15 protein-coding genes are annotated in these 18,266 nt (G+C 64.3%); 13 read left to right on the top strand and 2 right to left on the bottom strand.

Annotation, left to right across the window (positions count from 1 at the left end; all coding sequences use genetic code 11):
- Nucleotides 1-85 precede the first annotated feature (85 nt).
- Nucleotides 86-799, top strand: coding sequence for a FadR/GntR family transcriptional regulator (locus FN835_RS16560; RefSeq protein ID WP_246098776.1), 714 nt, complete (start codon nt 86-88; stop codon nt 797-799).
- On the opposite strand, the gene FN835_RS16555 is transcribed toward FN835_RS16560, so the two are convergent.
- Nucleotides 783-2,045: an ABC transporter substrate-binding protein gene (locus FN835_RS16555; protein WP_142664344.1), complete on the bottom strand. Its 1,263-nt coding sequence runs from the start codon at nt 2,043-2,045 to the stop codon at nt 783-785. The genes FN835_RS16560 and FN835_RS16555 overlap by 17 nt on opposite strands.
- 169 nt (nt 2,046-2,214) lie before the next feature.
- Between FN835_RS16555 and FN835_RS16550 the strand changes: the two genes are divergently transcribed.
- From FN835_RS16550 to FN835_RS16520, 7 genes are all read left to right on the top strand, one after another.
- Entirely contained in the window at nt 2,215-3,558 is a 1,344-nt protein-coding gene (locus FN835_RS16550) for an NAD(P)-binding domain-containing protein (protein ID WP_142664343.1), read from the top strand.
- Between the two features lie 54 nt (nt 3,559-3,612).
- A complete protein-coding gene (locus FN835_RS16545; RefSeq protein WP_142664342.1) occupies nt 3,613-5,964 on the top strand; it encodes a trimethylamine N-oxide demethylase in 2,352 nt (783 codons plus the stop codon).
- Nucleotides 5,965-6,043: 79 nt separating this feature from the next.
- Nucleotides 6,044-7,855: a trimethylamine N-oxide permease gene (locus FN835_RS16540; protein ID WP_142664341.1), complete on the top strand. Its 1,812-nt coding sequence runs from the start codon at nt 6,044-6,046 to the stop codon at nt 7,853-7,855.
- Nucleotides 7,856-7,919: 64 nt separating this feature from the next.
- Nucleotides 7,920-9,059: an aminomethyl transferase family protein gene (locus FN835_RS16535; protein WP_142664340.1), complete on the top strand. Its 1,140-nt coding sequence runs from the start codon at nt 7,920-7,922 to the stop codon at nt 9,057-9,059.
- Nucleotides 9,060-9,121: 62 nt separating this feature from the next.
- Nucleotides 9,122-9,661, top strand: a complete 540-nt coding sequence (locus FN835_RS16530) for a dimethylamine monooxygenase subunit DmmA family protein (RefSeq protein WP_142664339.1) — start codon at nt 9,122-9,124, stop codon at nt 9,659-9,661.
- Nucleotides 9,658-10,578, top strand: a complete 921-nt coding sequence (locus FN835_RS16525) for a PDR/VanB family oxidoreductase (protein WP_185958726.1) — start codon at nt 9,658-9,660, stop codon at nt 10,576-10,578. Before FN835_RS16530 ends, FN835_RS16525 begins: the two co-directional genes overlap by 4 nt.
- 10 nt (nt 10,579-10,588) lie before the next feature.
- Entirely contained in the window at nt 10,589-11,629 is a 1,041-nt protein-coding gene (locus FN835_RS16520) for a heme-dependent oxidative N-demethylase family protein (protein ID WP_142664337.1), read from the top strand.
- Here FN835_RS16520 and FN835_RS16515 read toward each other — a convergent pair.
- On the bottom strand, nt 11,572-12,582 hold the full coding sequence (locus FN835_RS16515) for a GlxA family transcriptional regulator (protein ID WP_142664336.1): 1,011 nt from the start codon (nt 12,580-12,582) through the stop codon (nt 11,572-11,574). The two genes, FN835_RS16520 and FN835_RS16515, sit on opposite strands and share 58 nt — an antisense overlap.
- A gap of 198 nt (nt 12,583-12,780) precedes the next feature.
- On the opposite strand from FN835_RS16515, the gene FN835_RS16510 reads away from it, so the two are divergent.
- From FN835_RS16510 to FN835_RS16490, 5 genes are all read left to right on the top strand, one after another.
- Nucleotides 12,781-14,031, top strand: coding sequence for a sarcosine oxidase subunit beta family protein (locus FN835_RS16510; RefSeq protein WP_142664335.1), 1,251 nt, complete (start codon nt 12,781-12,783; stop codon nt 14,029-14,031).
- 19 nt (nt 14,032-14,050) lie between these two features.
- Nucleotides 14,051-14,329 (top strand): sarcosine oxidase subunit delta, encoded by a 279-nt coding sequence (locus FN835_RS16505; protein WP_142664334.1) that lies wholly within the window; start codon nt 14,051-14,053, stop codon nt 14,327-14,329.
- Nucleotides 14,326-17,256 carry a sarcosine oxidase subunit alpha family protein gene (locus FN835_RS16500; RefSeq protein WP_142664333.1) on the top strand — a complete coding sequence of 977 codons (2,931 nt, stop codon included), beginning with the start codon at nt 14,326-14,328 and terminating at the stop codon, nt 17,254-17,256. Before FN835_RS16505 ends, FN835_RS16500 begins: the two co-directional genes overlap by 4 nt.
- Entirely contained in the window at nt 17,249-17,803 is a 555-nt protein-coding gene (locus FN835_RS16495; protein ID WP_142664332.1) for a sarcosine oxidase subunit gamma, read from the top strand. Before FN835_RS16500 ends, FN835_RS16495 begins: the two co-directional genes overlap by 8 nt.
- A partial coding sequence (locus FN835_RS16490; RefSeq protein WP_281285419.1) for a tetrahydrofolate dehydrogenase/cyclohydrolase catalytic domain-containing protein occupies nt 17,800-18,266 on the top strand: 467 nt, incomplete at its 3' end. The genes FN835_RS16495 and FN835_RS16490, both read left to right, overlap by 4 nt.

The following is an 18,266-nucleotide window of genomic DNA, read 5'->3' as shown; positions in this document are numbered from 1 at the left end:
AACTGGCGCAATTGGTTCAATGCTCTCTGGTCTTCCCAAGGACGGCGCGCTACCCTCGCGTCGTCCTGTTTCTTTCGGAGGCCGCATGTCGTTCCTGCCGCAATCCGCGCCGCGCGGCCAAATCGACAAGGCGCAAGGCTCGACCGTGCAGATGGTGGTCGAAGCGTTGGCCGCACGCATGGCGTCGGGGGATTACCCGCCGGGCAGCCGCCTGCCCGCGGAACGCCAGCTTGCCGAAAGCCTGAAGGTTGCGCGCAACACGCTACGCGAGGCGCTTGATATTCTTGAGGTGCGCGGGCTGATCATGCGGCGCGCCGGTGCCGGATCATTCGTCACCGAACCGGGCGGCTGGGACGGCTCGGCCCCGGTCATCGCCGCAACCGGCCCGCTGCATCTGCAAGTCATGCGCGGCATCCTTGAGCCAGAGATGGCACGGCTGGCCATCGTCAACATGCCCCCCGCCACGATCGAGGCGCTGAGCCGCATTCTGGACCAGATGCACAACGACGCCGACCCCGCGCAATTCGCCCGCCACGAGGAGGAATTTCACCTGCGACTGGCCGAAGGCACCGGCAATCCGCTGCTGGTCGCGTGCTACAATCTGGTCGTCAAGGCCCGCCGACAGCCGCAGCGCGCCGCCATGCTGCGCCGCCACATGACGCCCGAACGCATCCGCAGCCAGCGCGAATCCTATGCCGCTCTGGTCGGCGCATTGACCGCCCGCGACATTCCGCACGCCATGGAACTGGTGCAGCAAGCCCTGCTGGAAGAACAGCGCCTGTTCATGCAAGAGGACTGACGCGCTGGTGCCATAGCAGCCCCAGCGCACCCAGTTCTTGCAGCAGCAGCGCCTCGTGCTGGGCCAGCCAGCCAAGGACTGAGCCGAACTCGACGATCCGCGCGACGCCGTCCTGCACCTGCACCACCGGCCAGCTTCCGATCAGCGCATTGTCGATGCCAAACAGCGCCTCGCCATGCCAGCGGGCCGGGCCGAAGACCTGCATCATCTGACCGCCACGCTTGATCGCGGCCAGAACCGCCATGGGATCGGTCGTGCCCGCGATTTCGACAGCCGCCTGCCAAAGATCCAGAATCGCCGGATATTCCCAGCTGACCGCCGACCAATGGCCGGGAAATCGGTCGCCATAGCTGGCATGAAACGCCGAGGGCTGGCGAAAAAAGAACGTCCGCCCCGCCAGCAAGGGATCATCGAAATCCGGGAAGTGAAAGATGAAATTCCGCATGAATTCCACCGAGGTCCGCGCCACCAGCCGCCGGTAGTTATCGCCCGTGCAGCTTAGGATCGGACCGTCGAAACCCGCGTGATACGCGGCTTCGGTCAGGGCATGGATCATATGCGGCTCGGACGAACACCAGCATAGCGCCTGCGGATCATGGGCCAGCATTGCATCGACCATCGCCTGCGCGTCGCGGGCATCGGGATCGTAGCGGATCTGACTGACGACCTCGATCCCCTCGGCCGCGAAGGCCGCGCGATATGTGGCAAGCGAAGGCAGGCCCATCAGGTCTTCCTGACTGCACAGCGCCACACGCTTCAGATCGGGACGGTTGCGCGCCAGCCATGCCACCCCCGTCACGACAAAGATCGGATGTATCTCGGCGGGTGCGATCAGGCTGGGCGTGCGCGGCGACAGATCGAATGGCAGCAGGGTCGAGGTCAGCACCCCCCGCGCCATGAGCCAGGGCAGCACAGGGCTAAGGCTGTCGCCACCCAGCGCAAGCAGGATACGCACGCCCGAACGCTCGACCAACTCGCGCCCGGCAAGCACCGTCTCCTCGGGGGAAAGGGCGGCGTCGCGGGCCACGATCTCGACCGGCTGGCGGCGATTGCCGACGATCAGCCCGCCCTGACCGTTCACCCAATCGGCCCAGATCATGCAGCCGTCCAGCCCCGGACGGCCCCAAGGCGCAGACGGACCGCTAAGCGGCGCAAGAAATCCGATTCGCACCGCGCCTGCATCGGCACGCAGATGGCGGGGCAAGGCGCCGGTCACGGCCAGTCGTTGTGCAAGCGATGCGGTCATTTCCTGCCCCCTTAATGATCGGATTCTGGCCGATCCCCGCCGGAAGTCAAAAAGATCACCCTTCATGCGAAGAAAAATTCTTGACCTGCAAGGAATATGAGCGGGTAATTGGTTCATGCCAAATAATACGTGATCATAAACTGGTCCAAACCAAAGCAGGGAGACTAAGATGACGCAGCGTGTCGCCGTGATCGGCGCCGGGCCTTCTGGGCTTGCTCAGCTACGCGCTTTCCAGTCCGACGCGGCCAAGGGCATCAACATCCCCAAGGTGGTCTGCTTCGAAAAGCAGTCGAACTGGGGTGGCTTGTGGAATTACACATGGCGCACGGGTGTCGACGAACATGGAGAGCCGGTGCACGGCTCGATGTATCGCTACCTGTGGTCGAACGGCCCGAAAGAGGGGCTGGAATTCGCCGATTATTCCTTTGAAGAGCATTTCGGCAAGCAGATCGCGTCATACCCGCCCCGCGCCGTGATGTTCGACTATATTCAGGGGCGGGTGAAAAAGGCGGGTGTGCGCGACTGGATCCGCTTTTCGACTGTGGTGCGGAACGTGACCTATGACGCGGACAGCGACAAGTTCACCGTCACGGTCCACGATCAGGCCACCGATCGCATGTATTCGGAAGTGTTCGACTGGGTCGTCGTCGCGTCGGGGCATTTCTCGACCCCGAACGTGCCCGAGTTTCCGGGGTTCGAGCGGTTCAATGGCCGTATCGTGCACGCCCATGACTTTCGCGATGCCTGCGAATTCAAGGACAAGGACATCCTGATCGTCGGCACCTCGTATTCGGCCGAGGATATCGGCTCGCAATGCTGGAAATACGGCTGCAAATCGGTGACGGTCAGCTATCGCACCGCGCCCATGGGCTTTGACTGGCCCGACAACTGGCGCGAGGTGCCGATCCTGCAGCGTGTCAGCGAGGACACCGCCTTTTTCGCGGACGGGACCAGCAAGCGCGTCGATGCGATCATCCTGTGCACTGGATACAAGCATTACTTCCCGTTCCTGCCCGATGATCTGCGGTTGAAGACCAGAAACCGGCTGGCGGCGGCGGACCTGTATATGGGCGTGGTCTATGTCCACAATCCCAAGCTGCTTTACCTTGGGATGCAGGACCAGTGGTTCACCTTCAACATGTTCGACGCGCAGGCATGGTATGCCCGCGACGTCATCATGGGCCGCATCGCCGTGCCCGATGACAAGCAGGCGCTGATGGCCGATGTGGCCGAACGCGAGGCGCGCGAAGATGCCGGGACCGACAATAAATATGCGATCCATTATCAGGGCGATTACGTCAAGGAACTGATCGCGCTGACGGATTACCCCGATTTCGATGTGGACGGCGCCTGCGACGCATTTGTCGAATGGAAGAACCACAAGGCCGAAAACATCATGGGTTTCCGCAACAACTCCTATCGCTCGGTGATCACCGGGACCATGGCGCCCCAACATCATACGCCGTGGAAGGACGCGCTGGACGACAGCATGGAAGCCTATCTGCGCAACTGATCCCCCTGGCGGGGCAGCCGACACCTGCCCCGCCCTTTTTACCATGAGGGTCGCATGACCAGCCAACCCCGCCAGTTTCGCCCCGGCCCGCCGCAACCCAGCGGTATGCGGCGGGCCAATGCCGCGCCCCAGCGGCTGACCGTGCCCGGTGGTGGCGCGCTGATGCTGGCCGTGGCCGCGGGCGACCGGATCAAGATCACCAATGCCGAAGGCGGACAACGCGCCGAACTGGTCGCAGCCGATCCGCAGGGCCGCGCCGACGCGGATCTGCTAGGCATTCCCGCGACGGACGAACCGCATGGGCTGCGCAATGCCCTGACCCGTGGCGATGTCAGTCTGGCCCGGCTTGCCCGCAGCATCGCAGCGCGCGGAATTGACCTGTCCGGTCGCTGTGCCATCACGCTATTTGGCGCGGCAAGCCCCGCAGGCGACCGGGCCGAGTTTACGGCCTGCGGCGCGGGCTGGTTGATCGTGGCCGCACCTGCAGCGCCGATGTCGCCGGATGCGCATGACACTGCATCGCCCCTTGTGCTGCATATCGACCGGGCCTCGGCTCAAGCCAAGGCCGCGTTCGACCTGCCTGACCCGCTGGCCGACCCGATCCTTGACCTGCGGGTGAAATCCGCGACCGCGGAAAGCTATCTGATCCGCGCCGGGGAATATATCCAGATTCTGGACGTGGACGGTCGGCAATGCACCGATTTCCAGTGCTTCGACGCGCGCAAGCTGGATCGCGGTATCCAGAACCCGCTGGACGTGACCACGACCCGCACGATCCTTGGCCACAGCTACGCAATGCCCGGACTTTATTCGAAATATTTCGATCAGGACATGACGCCGCTGGTCGAGGTGGTTCAGGACACCTGCGGCCGCCATGACGCCTTCGCCATGGCCTGTGCCGCGAAATATTACGACGATATCGGCTATCCGGGCCATGCAAACTGCTCGGACAATTTCAACGCCGCGCTGTCACCTTACGGGGTCAGCCCGCGCAAGGGCTGGATGGCGGCGAATTTCTTTTTCAACACATGGATCGACGCTCAGGGTGCGCTGCTGACGGATGAGCCGTGGTCACGCCCCGGCGATTACGTCCTGATGCGGGCGCTGACCGATATTGTCTGCGTCTCCTCGGCCTGCCCGGACGATACCAGCCCGGCCAATGGCTGGAACCTGACCGACATCCATGTGCGCAGCTATGCCGCCACCGAAACATTCCAGCGCGCCACCGCATGGCGCCCCATGCCGGATGCAGAGCCGATCATGACCCGCCAGACCGCCTTTCACGACCGCTTTGCCGCGCTGACCCGCGATTTCACCGAATACAAAGGCTTCTGGCTGCCGAACAGCTTTCCCTGCTCTTCGCCCGAGGAGGAATACCGCGCCTGCCGCAGTGGCGTAACGGTCATGGACCTGTCCGCCCTGCGCAAGTTCGAGGTGACCGGACCGGATGCCGAAGCGCTGCTGCAATGGGTGCTGACCCGCGACGTGAAAAAGCTGGGCGATGGTCAGGTGGTCTATTCGTCGATGTGCTATCCGCATGGCGGCATGATCGACGATGGCACGCTGTTCCGCATGAGCTATGACCGCTTCCGCTGGATCGGCGGCAGCGATTATGGCGGCGAATGGCTGCGCGAACAGGCCGCTGCGCTGGGGCTGAACGCGATGGTGCGCGGCTCGACCGATCAGCTGCACAATCTGGCGGTGCAGGGGCCGAAATCGCGCGACCTGATGGCCGAAGTGGTCTGGACCGCACCGACGCAGCCGACGGTCCGCGAACTGGGCTGGTTCCGTTTCGCCGTGGGGCGCATCGGTGGTCCCGAAGGCGCGCCGGTCGTCCTGTCGCGCACCGGGTATACGGGCGAGCTGGGCTATGAAATCTTTTGCCACCCCAAGGATGGCGCGGCGGTCTTCGACGCGATCCGCGCAGCGGGCGAACCTCTGGGGCTGAAGCCGATGGGTCTGGCCGCGCTGGACCTTTTGCGCATCGAATCCGGTCTGGTCTTTGCCGATCACGAATTCACCGACCAGACCGACCCGTTCGAGGCGGGCGTGGGCTTTACCGTGCCGCTGAAAACCAAGCCCGACGACTTCATCGGGCGCGAGGCGCTGATCCGGCGCAAGGAAAGCCCGCGTTTCCGCCTTATCGGGCTGGAAATCGACAGCCGCGTCCCCGTCCATCACGGCGATTGCCTGCATATCGGGCGCGCGCAGGTGGGAGAGGTTACCTCGGCCATGTGGTCGCCGCTGATGGACCGTCAGATCGCGCTGGCGCGCGTCGACGTGACCCATGCGACCGAAGGCACGGACATCGAAATCGGCAAGCTTGACGGCCAGCAAAAACGTCTGCCCGCCCGCATCACGCCGTTCCCGCATTACGACCCCGGAAAGGAAAGACCGCGGTCCTGAGCCGCATATCACACCAGCCGCGCCCAAGACGGCCGCAAGAAGACCGCAGGGTGCATCTGGTCCAACAGGGAAGAGGAAAATGGTGGATCGAATGACATCCGGCGCGGTGGCCGGAAGTTTGGGGGATCAGGGCATTGCCAACCCCGGCACTTTGCATCGCAGCCTTGACTGGCGCGGCGCGTTCTGGGTGGCCGCAGGGGTGCCCCCGCTTGTGCTGTTCTCGATCGGGGGGATCGCGGGCGTCGCAGGCAAGGCGGCCTTCGTCGTCTGGATGGTGTCGATGTGCATGGGCTTTCTGCAAAGCTTCACCTATGCCGAAATGGCGGGGATGTTCGGCAACAAGTCGGGCGGCGCCTCGGTCTATGGCGCCACGGCATGGCTGCGCTATTCCAAGCTGATCGCGCCCTTGTCGGTGTGGTGCAACTGGTTTGCATGGTCGCCCGTGCTATCCTTGGGCTGCGCCATCGCTGCGGGCTATATCCTGAACGCGCTGTTTCCGATCCCGCTGGCGACCAGCCAGCCCGTGATGGATTGGGTGGCGGCCAATATCGGCAGTTACACCGCGCAGACGCAGGCGGTCATCGACTATATCGCTGCCAATCCCGGCACTGCCGCCGATGCGGCCATTCAGGCCGTCGCGCGCACCGATGCCGTGGCCGCCCTGACCCCCGCATTCCGCACATGGGAAGCGCTGGCGCTGACCATCCCCGGCCTTGGCACGCTGCATTTCAACGCGACCTTCGTGATCGGCGTGCTGCTGATGCTGGTGATCTTTGCGATCCAGCATCGCGGCATCTCCTCGACCGCGAAATCGCAAAGGCTGATGGCGATCATCGTGCTGATCCCGCTGCTGCTGGTGGGGCTGGTGCCGCTGCTGAACGGCTCGATCGACAGCATGAACGTCACCGGGATCGTGCCGCCGACGGCCGCCTATGCCGCGTCGGACGGGGTTTGGGATATCGGCGGCTGGACGCTGATCCTTGGGGCCATGTATATCGCGGCATGGTCCACATACGGGTTTGAAACCGCCGTCTGCTACACGGCCGAGTTCCGCAATCCCGCCACCGACACCTTCAAGGCCATCTTCTTTTCCGGACTGCTTTGCATCGTGTTTTTCTTCCTGATCCCCTTTGCCTTTCAGGGGGTGCTGGGTCACGAAGGGATGCTGTCGCCGGGCATCGTGGACGGCACAGGCGTCGGCGCGGCGCTGGCCGGGCTGGTGAATGGCGGACCGGTCATCACCCAGATCCTTGTCATCCTGATGATCATGGCGCTGTTTCTGGCGATCATGACCGCCATGGCCGGATCGTCGCGCACGCTTTATCAGGGCTCGCGCGATGGCTGGCTGCCACGATACCTGAGCCATGTGAATGAACACGGCGCACCGACACGCGCGATGTGGACCGATCTTGGCTTCAACGTGTTCCTGCTGGCCCTGGCCTCGGATGCGACGGGGTATTTCTACGTTCTGGCGATTTCGAACGTGGGCTATATCCTGTTCAACTTCATGAACCTGAATGCCGGCTGGATCCACCGCATCGACAGCCCGCATCTGGCGCGTCCGTGGAAGGCGCCGACGCTGCTGATCGGCATCAACACCTGCCTTGCCTTCGTCAACGCCGTGTTTCTGGGCGCGGGGGCCAAGGTCTGGGGCTATTCCGGGGCGCTGTGGTCGGGGCTGATCTTTGCCAGCCTGATCCTGCCAGTGTTCTGGTATCGCCATTACCATCAGGACAAGGGCCATTTCCCACGCGAAGCGATGGAGGATCTGGGCCTGACCGATCACGGCGATCTGGGTCCGCGGCGCGCTGGCATTCTGCCCTATCTGACGCTGATCGCGGGCGCGGCTGTCGTTCTTTTCAGCAACTGGTTCTTTCAGCTTCCGGGCTAGGCCGAAACGCGCGGGGCCGCGCAACCGGCCCCGCCATGATGTTCTGTAACACTGGAGATGAGACATGACGAATTCCTGGCGCTTCTCGACCCTGGGCGACCGCCATCGCGCGCTTGGATCCCAGCTTGAGGATTGGAGCGGCATGGGCACTGCGTGGTCCTATGCGTCGGGCGACCCGGATGCCGAATACATGGCGATCCGCACCAAGGCCGGGCTGATGGACGTGTCGGGGCTGAAAAAGGTGCATGTCACCGGCGCTGCCGCCAGCCACGTCATCGAACGCGCGACGACCCGGAACATGGAAAAGCTGATGCCGGGCCGCTCCGTCTATGCGGCGATGCTGAATGACGGCGGCAAGCTGATCGACGACTGCGTGATCTATCGCATGGGGCCGAACTCCTTCATGGTCGTCCACGGCTCGGGTCAGGGGTTCGAGCAATTGACCATGGCAGCATCGGGCCGCGACGTGTCGGTGCGGTTCGACGACAACCTGCACGACCTGTCGCTGCAAGGTCCGCTGGCGGTGGATTTTCTGGCCAAGCACGTGCCGGGCATCCGCGATCTGCCCTATTTCGCGCATGTCCAGACCTCGCTTTTCGGCAAGCCCATCATGATCTCGCGCACCGGCTACACCGGTGAGCGGGGGTATGAGCTGTTCGTGCGCGGGCAGGATGCGCCGATGATCTGGGACCGCATCCTTGAGGAAGGGGCGGAAATGGGCATCATCCCTTGCCGCTTCACCACGCTGGATATGCTGCGGACGGAAAGCTATCTGCTGTTCTTCCCCTATGACAATTCCGAGATGTATCCCTTTGACGACCAGCCCGGCGGCGACACGTTGTGGGAACTGGGGCTGGATTTCACCGTCAGCCCCGGCAAGCAGGGCTTTCGCGGCGCCGAGGAACATTACCGCCTGAAGGGCCGCGAACGCTTCAAGATCTGGGGGCTGAAGCTGGAAGGCGACAAGGTTCCCGGCAACGGCGCGCCCGTGCTGCAGGACGGCAAGCAGATCGGCGTCGTGACGCAAGCCATGCATTCGCCGCTGAACGACTGGACCCTTGCCATCGCGCGGCTGCCCGTGGACTGCGCGAACGAGGGCACGAAGCTGATGGTGAACTGCGCCACGCATGGCGAAATTCCCGCCACGACCGGCGCGATGCCCTTTTACGATCCCGAAAAGAAGCGCCGCACGGTCAAGGGCTGATCCCTTCGCGGCGGGGGTCGCACGACCCTCGCCGATCCTTAGCATTCACGCCAGGACACTTGATGACCTCTGCCCACTCCATCGCCAGCAGCCCACGCTATGCCCCGCTTGAACCGCGCGCCTGTTCGGCGGCCTTGATGATTGCCGATGATGCGGGCATGGCTGCCATCGACGCGCTGATCGGCCAAAACCCCGAACTTGGCCGCAAGGCCACCATCCTGCGCATCGGCGCAACCGCCCCGCCCGACACGCTGCCTGCGGCGCTTGACGGCGCGCTGTCGCAGGCACGCATGGGCTTGCAGGTCTGGCTGGCGGGATCGCAGGGGCTGATCGCACGGGCGCAGGCCCTGCTTCTGGCGGCAGGACTGCCCAAGGGCGCGATCCAGTCCGAACATCGCGGCACGGCGGCGCGGCGGATGCAATGCGTCCACTGTAAGACCCTTGCCGAAGGCGTCACGACCGACCCCTATACCTGCCCCGGCTGCGGACGGGCGCTGTTCGTGCGGGACCATTTCTCGGCCCGGCTGGGGGCGTTCCAAGGGGTCTGCATCGACGCCGAAACCCCCGGAGACATCCCCGAACCGCAGGAGTTGCGCCTGTGATCCAGCTTCGCCTGACCGACAAGACCCCGCTTTCGCCGCGCATCACGCGCTTTCGCTTTCAGCATCCCGACGGTGCGCCGCTGCCGGTCTTTTCCGGCGGCGCGCATGTCATGGTTGAAATGCAGGACGGCGACATCCTGCGCCGCAACGCCTATTCGCTGATTTCCGACCCGCAGGACGGCTCGGGCTATGAAATCGCCGTGCAGCGCGAAGATCAGGGCCGGGGCGGATCGCGCTTCATGCATGAACAGGCGCAGCCCGGAATGCTGATGCGGCTGGGCCAGCCGGTGAACCTGTTCGGGCTGAACCTGACCGCGCGCAAACACCTGCTGATCGCGGGCGGCGTCGGCATCACGCCCTTCCTTGGCCAGATCCCCGAACTGGACCGGCTGGGCGCTGATTATGAGCTGCGCTATTGCGTGCGTTCCCGCGACGAGGTGGCGGTCGATCTGCCGGGGGCGCAGCTGCATGTCAGCGACGAAGGCTCGCGCATGGACCTTGACGGCGTGCTGGGCGCACAACCCATCGGCACGCATCTTTACGTCTGCGGATCAGCCCGGATGATCGCGGCGGTGCTGGACCGCGCCACCGCACTGGGCTGGCCCCCTGACGCGCTGCATTCCGAAGAATTCCTTGCCCCCGCACCGGGCGAACCGTTCGATGTCCATTGCGCAAGGTCGCACAAGACCCTGACCGTCGGCGCCCACCAAAGCATGTTGGAGGCGCTGGAGGCCGCAGGCATCGACGCGCCGTGGCTGTGCCGTGGCGGGGCCTGCGGGCAATGCGAAACCGACGTTCTGGCCTGCGACGGGCAGATCGACCATCGCGACCACTGGCTGCATGACGACGAACGCAACCGCAAGATCATGCCCTGCGTCTCGCGCTTCCGGGGCCAGCTTCTGACCATCGACCGATAAGGAGGGTCCGATGACCATCACCTTCAACAAGGAAAGCTTCCGCGGCGATTACAGCTACCACAACTCGGCCACAGCGATCCGCCGCTTTCCCTTTCCCTTCGACCGCGACGAATACATGTATTCCGTCAACATGGAGCCGCATAAGGGTGGTCGCCCCGGCAGCGTGTTCGAGGCCCGCTTTGACGTGGACGAACATTACGTCGCCGAGATGGAGGACCGCGCCATCACCCTGTCGCGCGACCCGATGCGCTGCCAATCCCTGCCCCACATGACGCTTGCGGGCTGGGACGTGCTGGAACTGATCATGACCAGCAAGGCACAGGATTACCCCGATCTGTTCGAACTGCATCGCGACGGCAACCGCTGGCGCTGGGTGAACAGGCCCCTGGGCATCGATGACACCTTCACCTTTCTGGACGAAACCACGCTGCCTTATGGCCCGATGGAATACATCACCCGCCAGACGCAGGGCGATTTCGCCGTGCTGGACCAGCGCGAAGGCAATCTGTGGATGGATGCGGGCATGGTCACCAGCCAGGCCGACTGGAGCCTTGATTTCGACATCGGCATGAACTTTTTCGAATGGCACGCCCCGGTCCCCCGCGCCGCCGAAATGGGCATCTTCCAACGCGCGCTGAAGTTTTTGCTGAACATCCAGCAGGACACGCCTGCGCGGCGGCTGAACTGGACCATGACCGTCAATCCGCGTCTGGACACCAGCCCCGAAACCTATCCCGAATGGGGCCCGGAAAAGCGCAGCCTGACGCCGGAAAACCTTGGCCAGAAACAATATCTGCGGGTCGAGCTGCAAAGCTTCTGGCGGCTGCCGCGCTCCAACGGGTTGCTGTTTCCGATCCGCTGCTATCTGATTTCACTGCAGGATCTGGTGACCGTGCCGAAATGGGGCCGCCGTTTTCACCGCGTGATCCGTGACCTGCCCGAAGATCTGGCGACCTATAAGGGCTTCATCGTCAACCGCCCGATGATCGTCGATTACCTGTCGCGCTTTGACGATGGTGCGCCGACCTCGCCGGGAATCTGGCCGGATTGACCCTTGCGCCGGGCGGCTTGTCTGCGCTTGCCCGGCGCCATGCCAAAGCGTTCGCCATAAAGCCGCGAAAAATGCGCCGCGCTGACAAAGCCCGTCACCTGCGCCACGTCCAGCATGGAAAGGCCGCTTTGCTGGACCAGCTCATCGGCCTTTTGCAGCCGCATCTCGCGATAGAACTGCATCATCGAACGGCCAAGCTGGTCGCCGAACAGCCGTTGCAACTGGCGCGGGCTGCAACCGACCTGCGCCGCGATCTGTTCGGGCGACAAGGGATCGGCCAGATGGCTGAACATCAGGTCCACCGCCTGCACCAGCATCGGATGACGCAGATCGAAGCGTTCCGCGACGGGCGAACGCTGCGGCTCATCCGCGGTGCGCGGGCGGGGGTGGATGAACCAATCAGCCACGGCGCGCGAGAACTCGGCCCCATGATCGCGGGCAATGATCGCGCACATCATGTCCAAAGCCGCGACCCCGCCCGCGCAGGTATAACGGTCGCGGTCGATGACATATAAAGCGCGCTCGATCAGCAGATCGGGATAGGCTTCGGCCAAAGCCTCGATATGAGCCCAGTGCAGGGTAAAGCGCCGCCCTTCGATCAGCCCCAGTCGCGCAAGGATCGCGGCCCCGCCCGAGATGCCGCCCATCGCGACCTTGCGTGCCTGCAACCCGCGCAGACCCCGTGCAAGCCCCGGATCATCATAGCGCATCGGATTGCCCCCCGCGACGATCAGCGCCAGATCCAGCGGCCCGGCCTGCGCCAGCGGCTGCGTCTGAAACCCCCCGCCCGAGGTCGAGGCGGCAAAGCCCCCCGCCACCGAATAATAGCTTGGCCGGTAAAGTTCGCGCCCTGCCAGATGGTTCGCCGCTCGCAACGGCTCGACCGCCGACCCAAGCGACATCAGCGCGTAATCCGCCGTCAGGATGAAACCGATGCGTAGGGGTTCGTTCATGCCGCCATCTAGCGGCAGGCTGCGCGCATAGGCAAGAACCCGTCCGCCATGGACAAAAGACGGTTCAGATTTTCACCGCAATTAAAAATTCGTTCTTCCTTGCCAAAACAGACAACTGGATGTCTGCCACAGGCAAATATGACGATTCCGTCACGGCTAATCTGAGCATGTGAATCGGCTTACAGGAGCGGCAGGGCAGTGCGATATTCAGGGCTGAGGGTCATCAAGGAGGCGCTGACCGGCCATAAGGGCTGGAAGCCGATCTGGCGCAACCCCGAACCGCAATCCTCGTATGATTACATCATCATCGGCGGTGGCGGGCACGGGCTGGCAACAGCCTATTACCTGTCGAACACCTTCAAGAAGGCGCGGATCGCAGTCCTTGAAAAAGGCTGGCTGGGTTCGGGCAATATCGGCCGGAACACCACGATCATCCGCTCGAACTACCTGCTGCCGGGGAATGAGCCGTTCTACGAATTCTCGATGAAGCTCTGGGAGAACCTTGAGCAGGAATTCAACTTCAACGCCATGGTCAGCCAGCGCGGCATCCTGAACCTGCTGCATACCGACGCGCAGCGCGACGCCTATCGCCGCCGCGGCAATGCCATGATCCTTGCCGGTGCCGATGCCGAGCTGCTGGATCAGGACGGCGTGCGCGCCATGTATCCGTGGCTGAACTTCGACAATGCCCGTTTCCCGATCAAGGGCGGCTTGCTGCAACGCCGCGCGGGCACCGCGCGCCATGACGGCGTGGCCTGGGGCTATGCCCGTGGCGCGGATCTGAAAGGCGTGGACCTGATCCAGAACTGCGAAGTCACCGGCTTCCGCATCGAAAACGGCACGATGCGCGGCGTGGAAACCTCGCGCGGCTATATTGCGGCGAACAAGGTCGGCGTGGCCGTTGCGGGTTCGACCGGGCGCGTCATGGCGATGGCCGGGATGCGGATGCCCATCGAAAGCCACGTCCTGCAAGCCTTCGTGTCCGAAGGGCTGAAACCCACCATCGACGGCGTCATCACCTTCGGCGCGGGACATTTCTATGTCAGCCAGTCCGACAAGGGCGGTCTGGTGTTCGGCGGCGACATCGACGGTTACAACTCCTACGCCCAACGCGGCAACATGGCCGTGATCGAGGACGTGGCGCAGGGCGGCATGGCCCTGATGCCCGCCATCGGGCGCGCACGGCTGCTTCGCGTCTGGGGCGGCATCATGGATATGTCGATGGATGGCAGTCCGATCATCGACCGCACGCCGGTATCCGGCCTCTATCTGAATGCGGGCTGGTGCTATGGCGGCTTCAAGGCCACGCCCGCCAGCGGCTATGCCTTTGCGCATCTGCTGGCCACTGACACCCCGCATGAAACCGCGCGCGCCTACCGGCTGGACCGGTTCGAGCGCGGACTTCCCATCGACGAAAAAGGCATGGGCGCGCAGCCCAACTTGCACTAGGCCAACTGAGGAACCGACCATGCTGATCCCCCACCCCCTGCTTGGCCTGCGCGACGCCGAAGAGTTCACCTATCTGGGCGATGCGCGTCTGCTGGACCGTCCCGACGGCATGGCCGAAGGTGCCGCCGCTGCGTTCTATGAATATGTCCACCTGCGCGACAACCCCGCAGGCGTTCACCGCGAGCTGTGGTTTCACGAACAGGGCGACCGGTCCTGGCTGGTCGTGACCCGCAACACCGTGACCCATGAAATCCTTGGCGCGGAACTTGCGCGCAATGTGAAAGGCGGTGCGGCATGACGCGCCTGACCGGGGGGCTGATCGACCGTTCGCGCAGCCTGAACTTCACCTTTGACGGCAAGTCCTATACCGGACATGCGGGCGACACGCTGGCCTCGGCTTTGCTGGCCAATGACGTGCGCCTGATGGGCCGCAGCTTCAAATATCACCGCCCGCGCGGCGTGGTGTCCTCGGGGTCCGAGGAGCCGAACGCGCTGGTCGAACTGCGCAGCGGCGCGTGGCAGGAACCCAACACCCGCGCCACCGTGGCCGAGCTGTTCGACGAGCTGGAGGCGAAATCCCAGAACAAGATCGGCAGCCTGTCCTTTGACTTTCTGGCGGTGAACGACCTGCTATCGCCGTTCTTCGCGGCGGGCTTTTACTACAAGACCTTTATGTGGCCCCGCGCCTTCTGGGAAAAGCTGTATGAACCGGCCATCCGCCGCGCGGCGGGTCTGGGCAGCCTGACGCATGAAGCCGATCCCGACAGCTATGATGCGGGCTTCCTGCATTGCGACCTGCTGGTGATCGGCGGGGGTGCGGCTGGCATTGCCGCCGCCCTGACCGCCGCCCGCAGCGGCGCGCGGGTGATCCTGGCCGACGAAGACTTCCGCCTTGGCGGTCGTCTGCTGGCCGAAAGCAACCCGCTGGAACAGCCTGCGACCGACTGGATCGCGGGGGTCGAGGCCGAATTCGCCAGCCTGCCCAATCTGCGCGTTATGCGCCGCACGACCGTCTGGGGCGCCTTCGATCACGGCGTCTTCGGCGCGGTCGAACGTGTGTCCGACCACCTGCCAACGCCGGGCAAGCGCGTGCGCCAATCGCTGTGGCGCATCACCGCCAAACGCGCCGTGCTGGCCGCAGGCGCGACGGAACGCCACATTCCATTTGCCAATAACGACCGCCCCGGCGTGATGCTGGCGGGGGCGATGCGGGCCTATGCCAATCGCTGGGCGGTCAGCCCGGCGAACCGTGTGGCGATCTTCACCAGCAATGATGAGGGCCACCGCACCGCCGTGGATCTGGCCGCCAAAGGGGTCGAGATCATCGCGGTCGTCGATGCCCGCACGGGCGCGAAATCGCAGGGCGGTTACCGCACCATCGCGGGCGGTCATGTGACCGACAGCAAGGGCCGCCTTGGCCTGACCTCGGTTCAGGTGACGGCAAACGGACAGACCGAGTGGCTGGATTGCGGCGCGCTTGGCGTCGCGGGCGGCTGGAACCCGAACCTGCATCTGGCCTCGCATCACCGGGGCCGCCCGCAATGGGACGACGCTGCGCAGGCGTTCCTGGCGCAGGACGGCGCGGTTCCCGGACTGACCATCGCGGGCGCGGCGGCGGGCAAAGGCTCGACCGCGCAGGCACTGGCATCGGGCGCGCAGGCGGCGCAGGCGGCACTGGGCGACCTGGGTATCACCGCCACCCTGCCCGATCTGCCGCGCGGCGAAGATGCGCAGATGAACCAGCATGCGCTGTGGCATGTGCCGGGCAAGGGCCGTGCATGGGTCGATTTCCAGAACGACGTGACCGTCAAGGACGTCAAGCTGGCGCATCAGGAAAACATGGTCCCGGTCGAGCATCTGAAGCGCTGGACCACGCTGGGGATGGCCACCGATCAGGGCAAGACCTCGAACGTGACGGCGCTGGCGGTCATGGCCGAACTGACCGGCAAGTCGATCAATCAGACCGGCACGACCATCTTCCGCCCGCCCTATACGCCGGTGTCGATGGGTGTGCTGGGTGGCGGCGATACGGGTGTGCATTTCCGCCCCCGCCGCCTGACCCCCACGCATGAGTGGGCGAAATCCCAAGGCGCGGTCTTTGTCGAGGTCGGCCAGTGGATGCGTGCGCAATGGTATCCCAAACCCGGCGAAACCCATTGGCGCCAGTCGGTGGACCGCGAGGTTCTGGCCACCCGCAAGGGCGTCGGCATCTGCGATGTGACCACGCTGGGCAAGGTCGATGTGCAGGGCGCGGATGCGGGCGAATTCCTGAACCGCGTCTATGCCAATGCCATGGGCAGTCTGAAGGTCGGCATGGTCCGCTATGGCCTGATGCTGCGCGAGGATGGCTTTGCCTGGGATGACGGCACCTGCGCGCGACTGAGCGAAACGCAATATGTCGTCACCACCACCACCGCCAACGCGGGCACGATATATCGGCATATGGAGTTCTGCCGCCAATGCCTGTGGCCGGAACTGGATGTGCAGCTGATCTCGACCACCGACGCATGGGCGCAATTGTCCGTCGCCGGTCCCAATGCCCGCAAGCTGCTGGAGCGCGTGGTGGACGGCTTCGATCTGTCGAACGAGGCCTTCCCCTTCATGGCCTGTGCGGCCCTGACGATCTGCGGCGGGCTGCGGGCGCGGATCTTCCGCATCAGCTTCTCGGGCGAACTGGCTTATGAGATCGCGGTCCCGGCACGTTACGGCAATGCGCTGATGGCGCGGCTGATCGAAAAGGGCGCCGATCTGGGCGCCACCCCCTATGGCACCGAGACGCTGGGCGTGTTGCGCATCGAAAAGGGCCATGCCGCGGGCAACGAACTGAACGGCCAGACCACGGCGCAGATGCTGGGCATGGGCCGGATGGTCAGCACGAAAAAGGACAGCATCGGCGCGGTCCTGTCGCGGCGCGAAGGCATGGTGGCCGACCGCCGGGTTCTGGTCGGGCTGCAACCCGTCGATGCCGCCGATCCGGTCGTGGCAGGTTCGCACCTGTTCACCCAAGGGGCGGAACAGAACACTGCGACGGATCAGGGCTGGATCACCTCGGCCTGCTTCTCGCCACATATCGGCTCCGCGATCGGGCTTGGTTATCTGGAAAACGGGGCTGAGCGGATGGGCGAGGTCATCACCGCCGCCAACCCGTTGCAGGGCCAAAGCGTGGCAATGCGCATCGTCTCGGCCCATTTCGTCGATCCCGAAGGAGGGCGTCTGCGTGACTGACCTGCATCCCATCTGCGCCCTTGGCGCAACCCAGCCGCAGACGCGCCGCTTCGGGCCGCTGACGCTGGCCGAGAATTCCGAACTGGCGCTGGCGTCGGTCGCGCTGCGGCGGGACGCGGCCAGTCCCGACCTGCCGCAACCCGTTCCGGGCGAATGGCAGGCGGCGGGCGACATCGCCGCCTTCTGGACCGGCCCCGATCAATGGATGGTCGAGGGGCCGGGCTTGGCCGCCACCGACTTCGCCGCACAGATCGCGGCGCGGGCGCCCGGTTGCTCCGTCACCGAACAGACCGACGGTTTCGTCGCCTTCGAGATCACCTCGACCACCGGCCCCGGCCCGATCCGGGCGCTGCTGGAAAAGCTGGTGAATGTCGATGCGCATCGCTTTACCGCCGGCCACGCCACCCGCACGGGTTTTCACCACATGAGCGTCTTTGTCATCCGCCGCGCCGATGATCGGCTGGCGCTGATCGGGATGCGTTCGGCTGCGGGCACGATCTGGCACGCGCTGACCGATGCCGCCGAACAGTTGGAGGTCATGGCATGAATGTGGTCACTCAGGCCGCGCTTATCGACGGCAAGACGTTTTCGTCTGGCATTCGTGGTCGCGTTGCGGCGGGGGTTTCTGACCTTTCTGGTCGTGGGATCGTGCCGGGTCTTGCGGTGGTTCTGGTGGGCGAGGATCCGGCCTCGGCGGTCTATGTCAAGAACAAGGGCATCCAGACGCGCGAAGTGGGGATGAACAGCTTTGAACACAAGCTGCCCGAGACGACCTCGCAGCACGATCTGCTGGCGCTGATCGGCCGGCTGAATGCCGATCCGGCGGTGCATGGCATTCTGGTGCAGCTGCCGCTGCCCAAGCATGTGGACGCCGAGGCCGTCCTCAATGCCATCGAGCCCGCCAAGGATGTCGATGGCTTCCACGTCATCAATGCGGGCCGGCTGGCCACCGGGCAAAAGGCCATGGTGCCCTGCACGCCGCTGGGCTGCCTGATGATGCTGCGCGACCG

This window comes from Paracoccus laeviglucosivorans (genome assembly GCF_900182695.1).
Taxonomy (GTDB): Bacteria; Pseudomonadota; Alphaproteobacteria; order Rhodobacterales; family Rhodobacteraceae; genus Paracoccus; species Paracoccus laeviglucosivorans.
The sequence above is the reverse complement of the archived record's forward strand: the minus strand, read 5'-3'. Positions and strand labels throughout refer to the sequence as shown.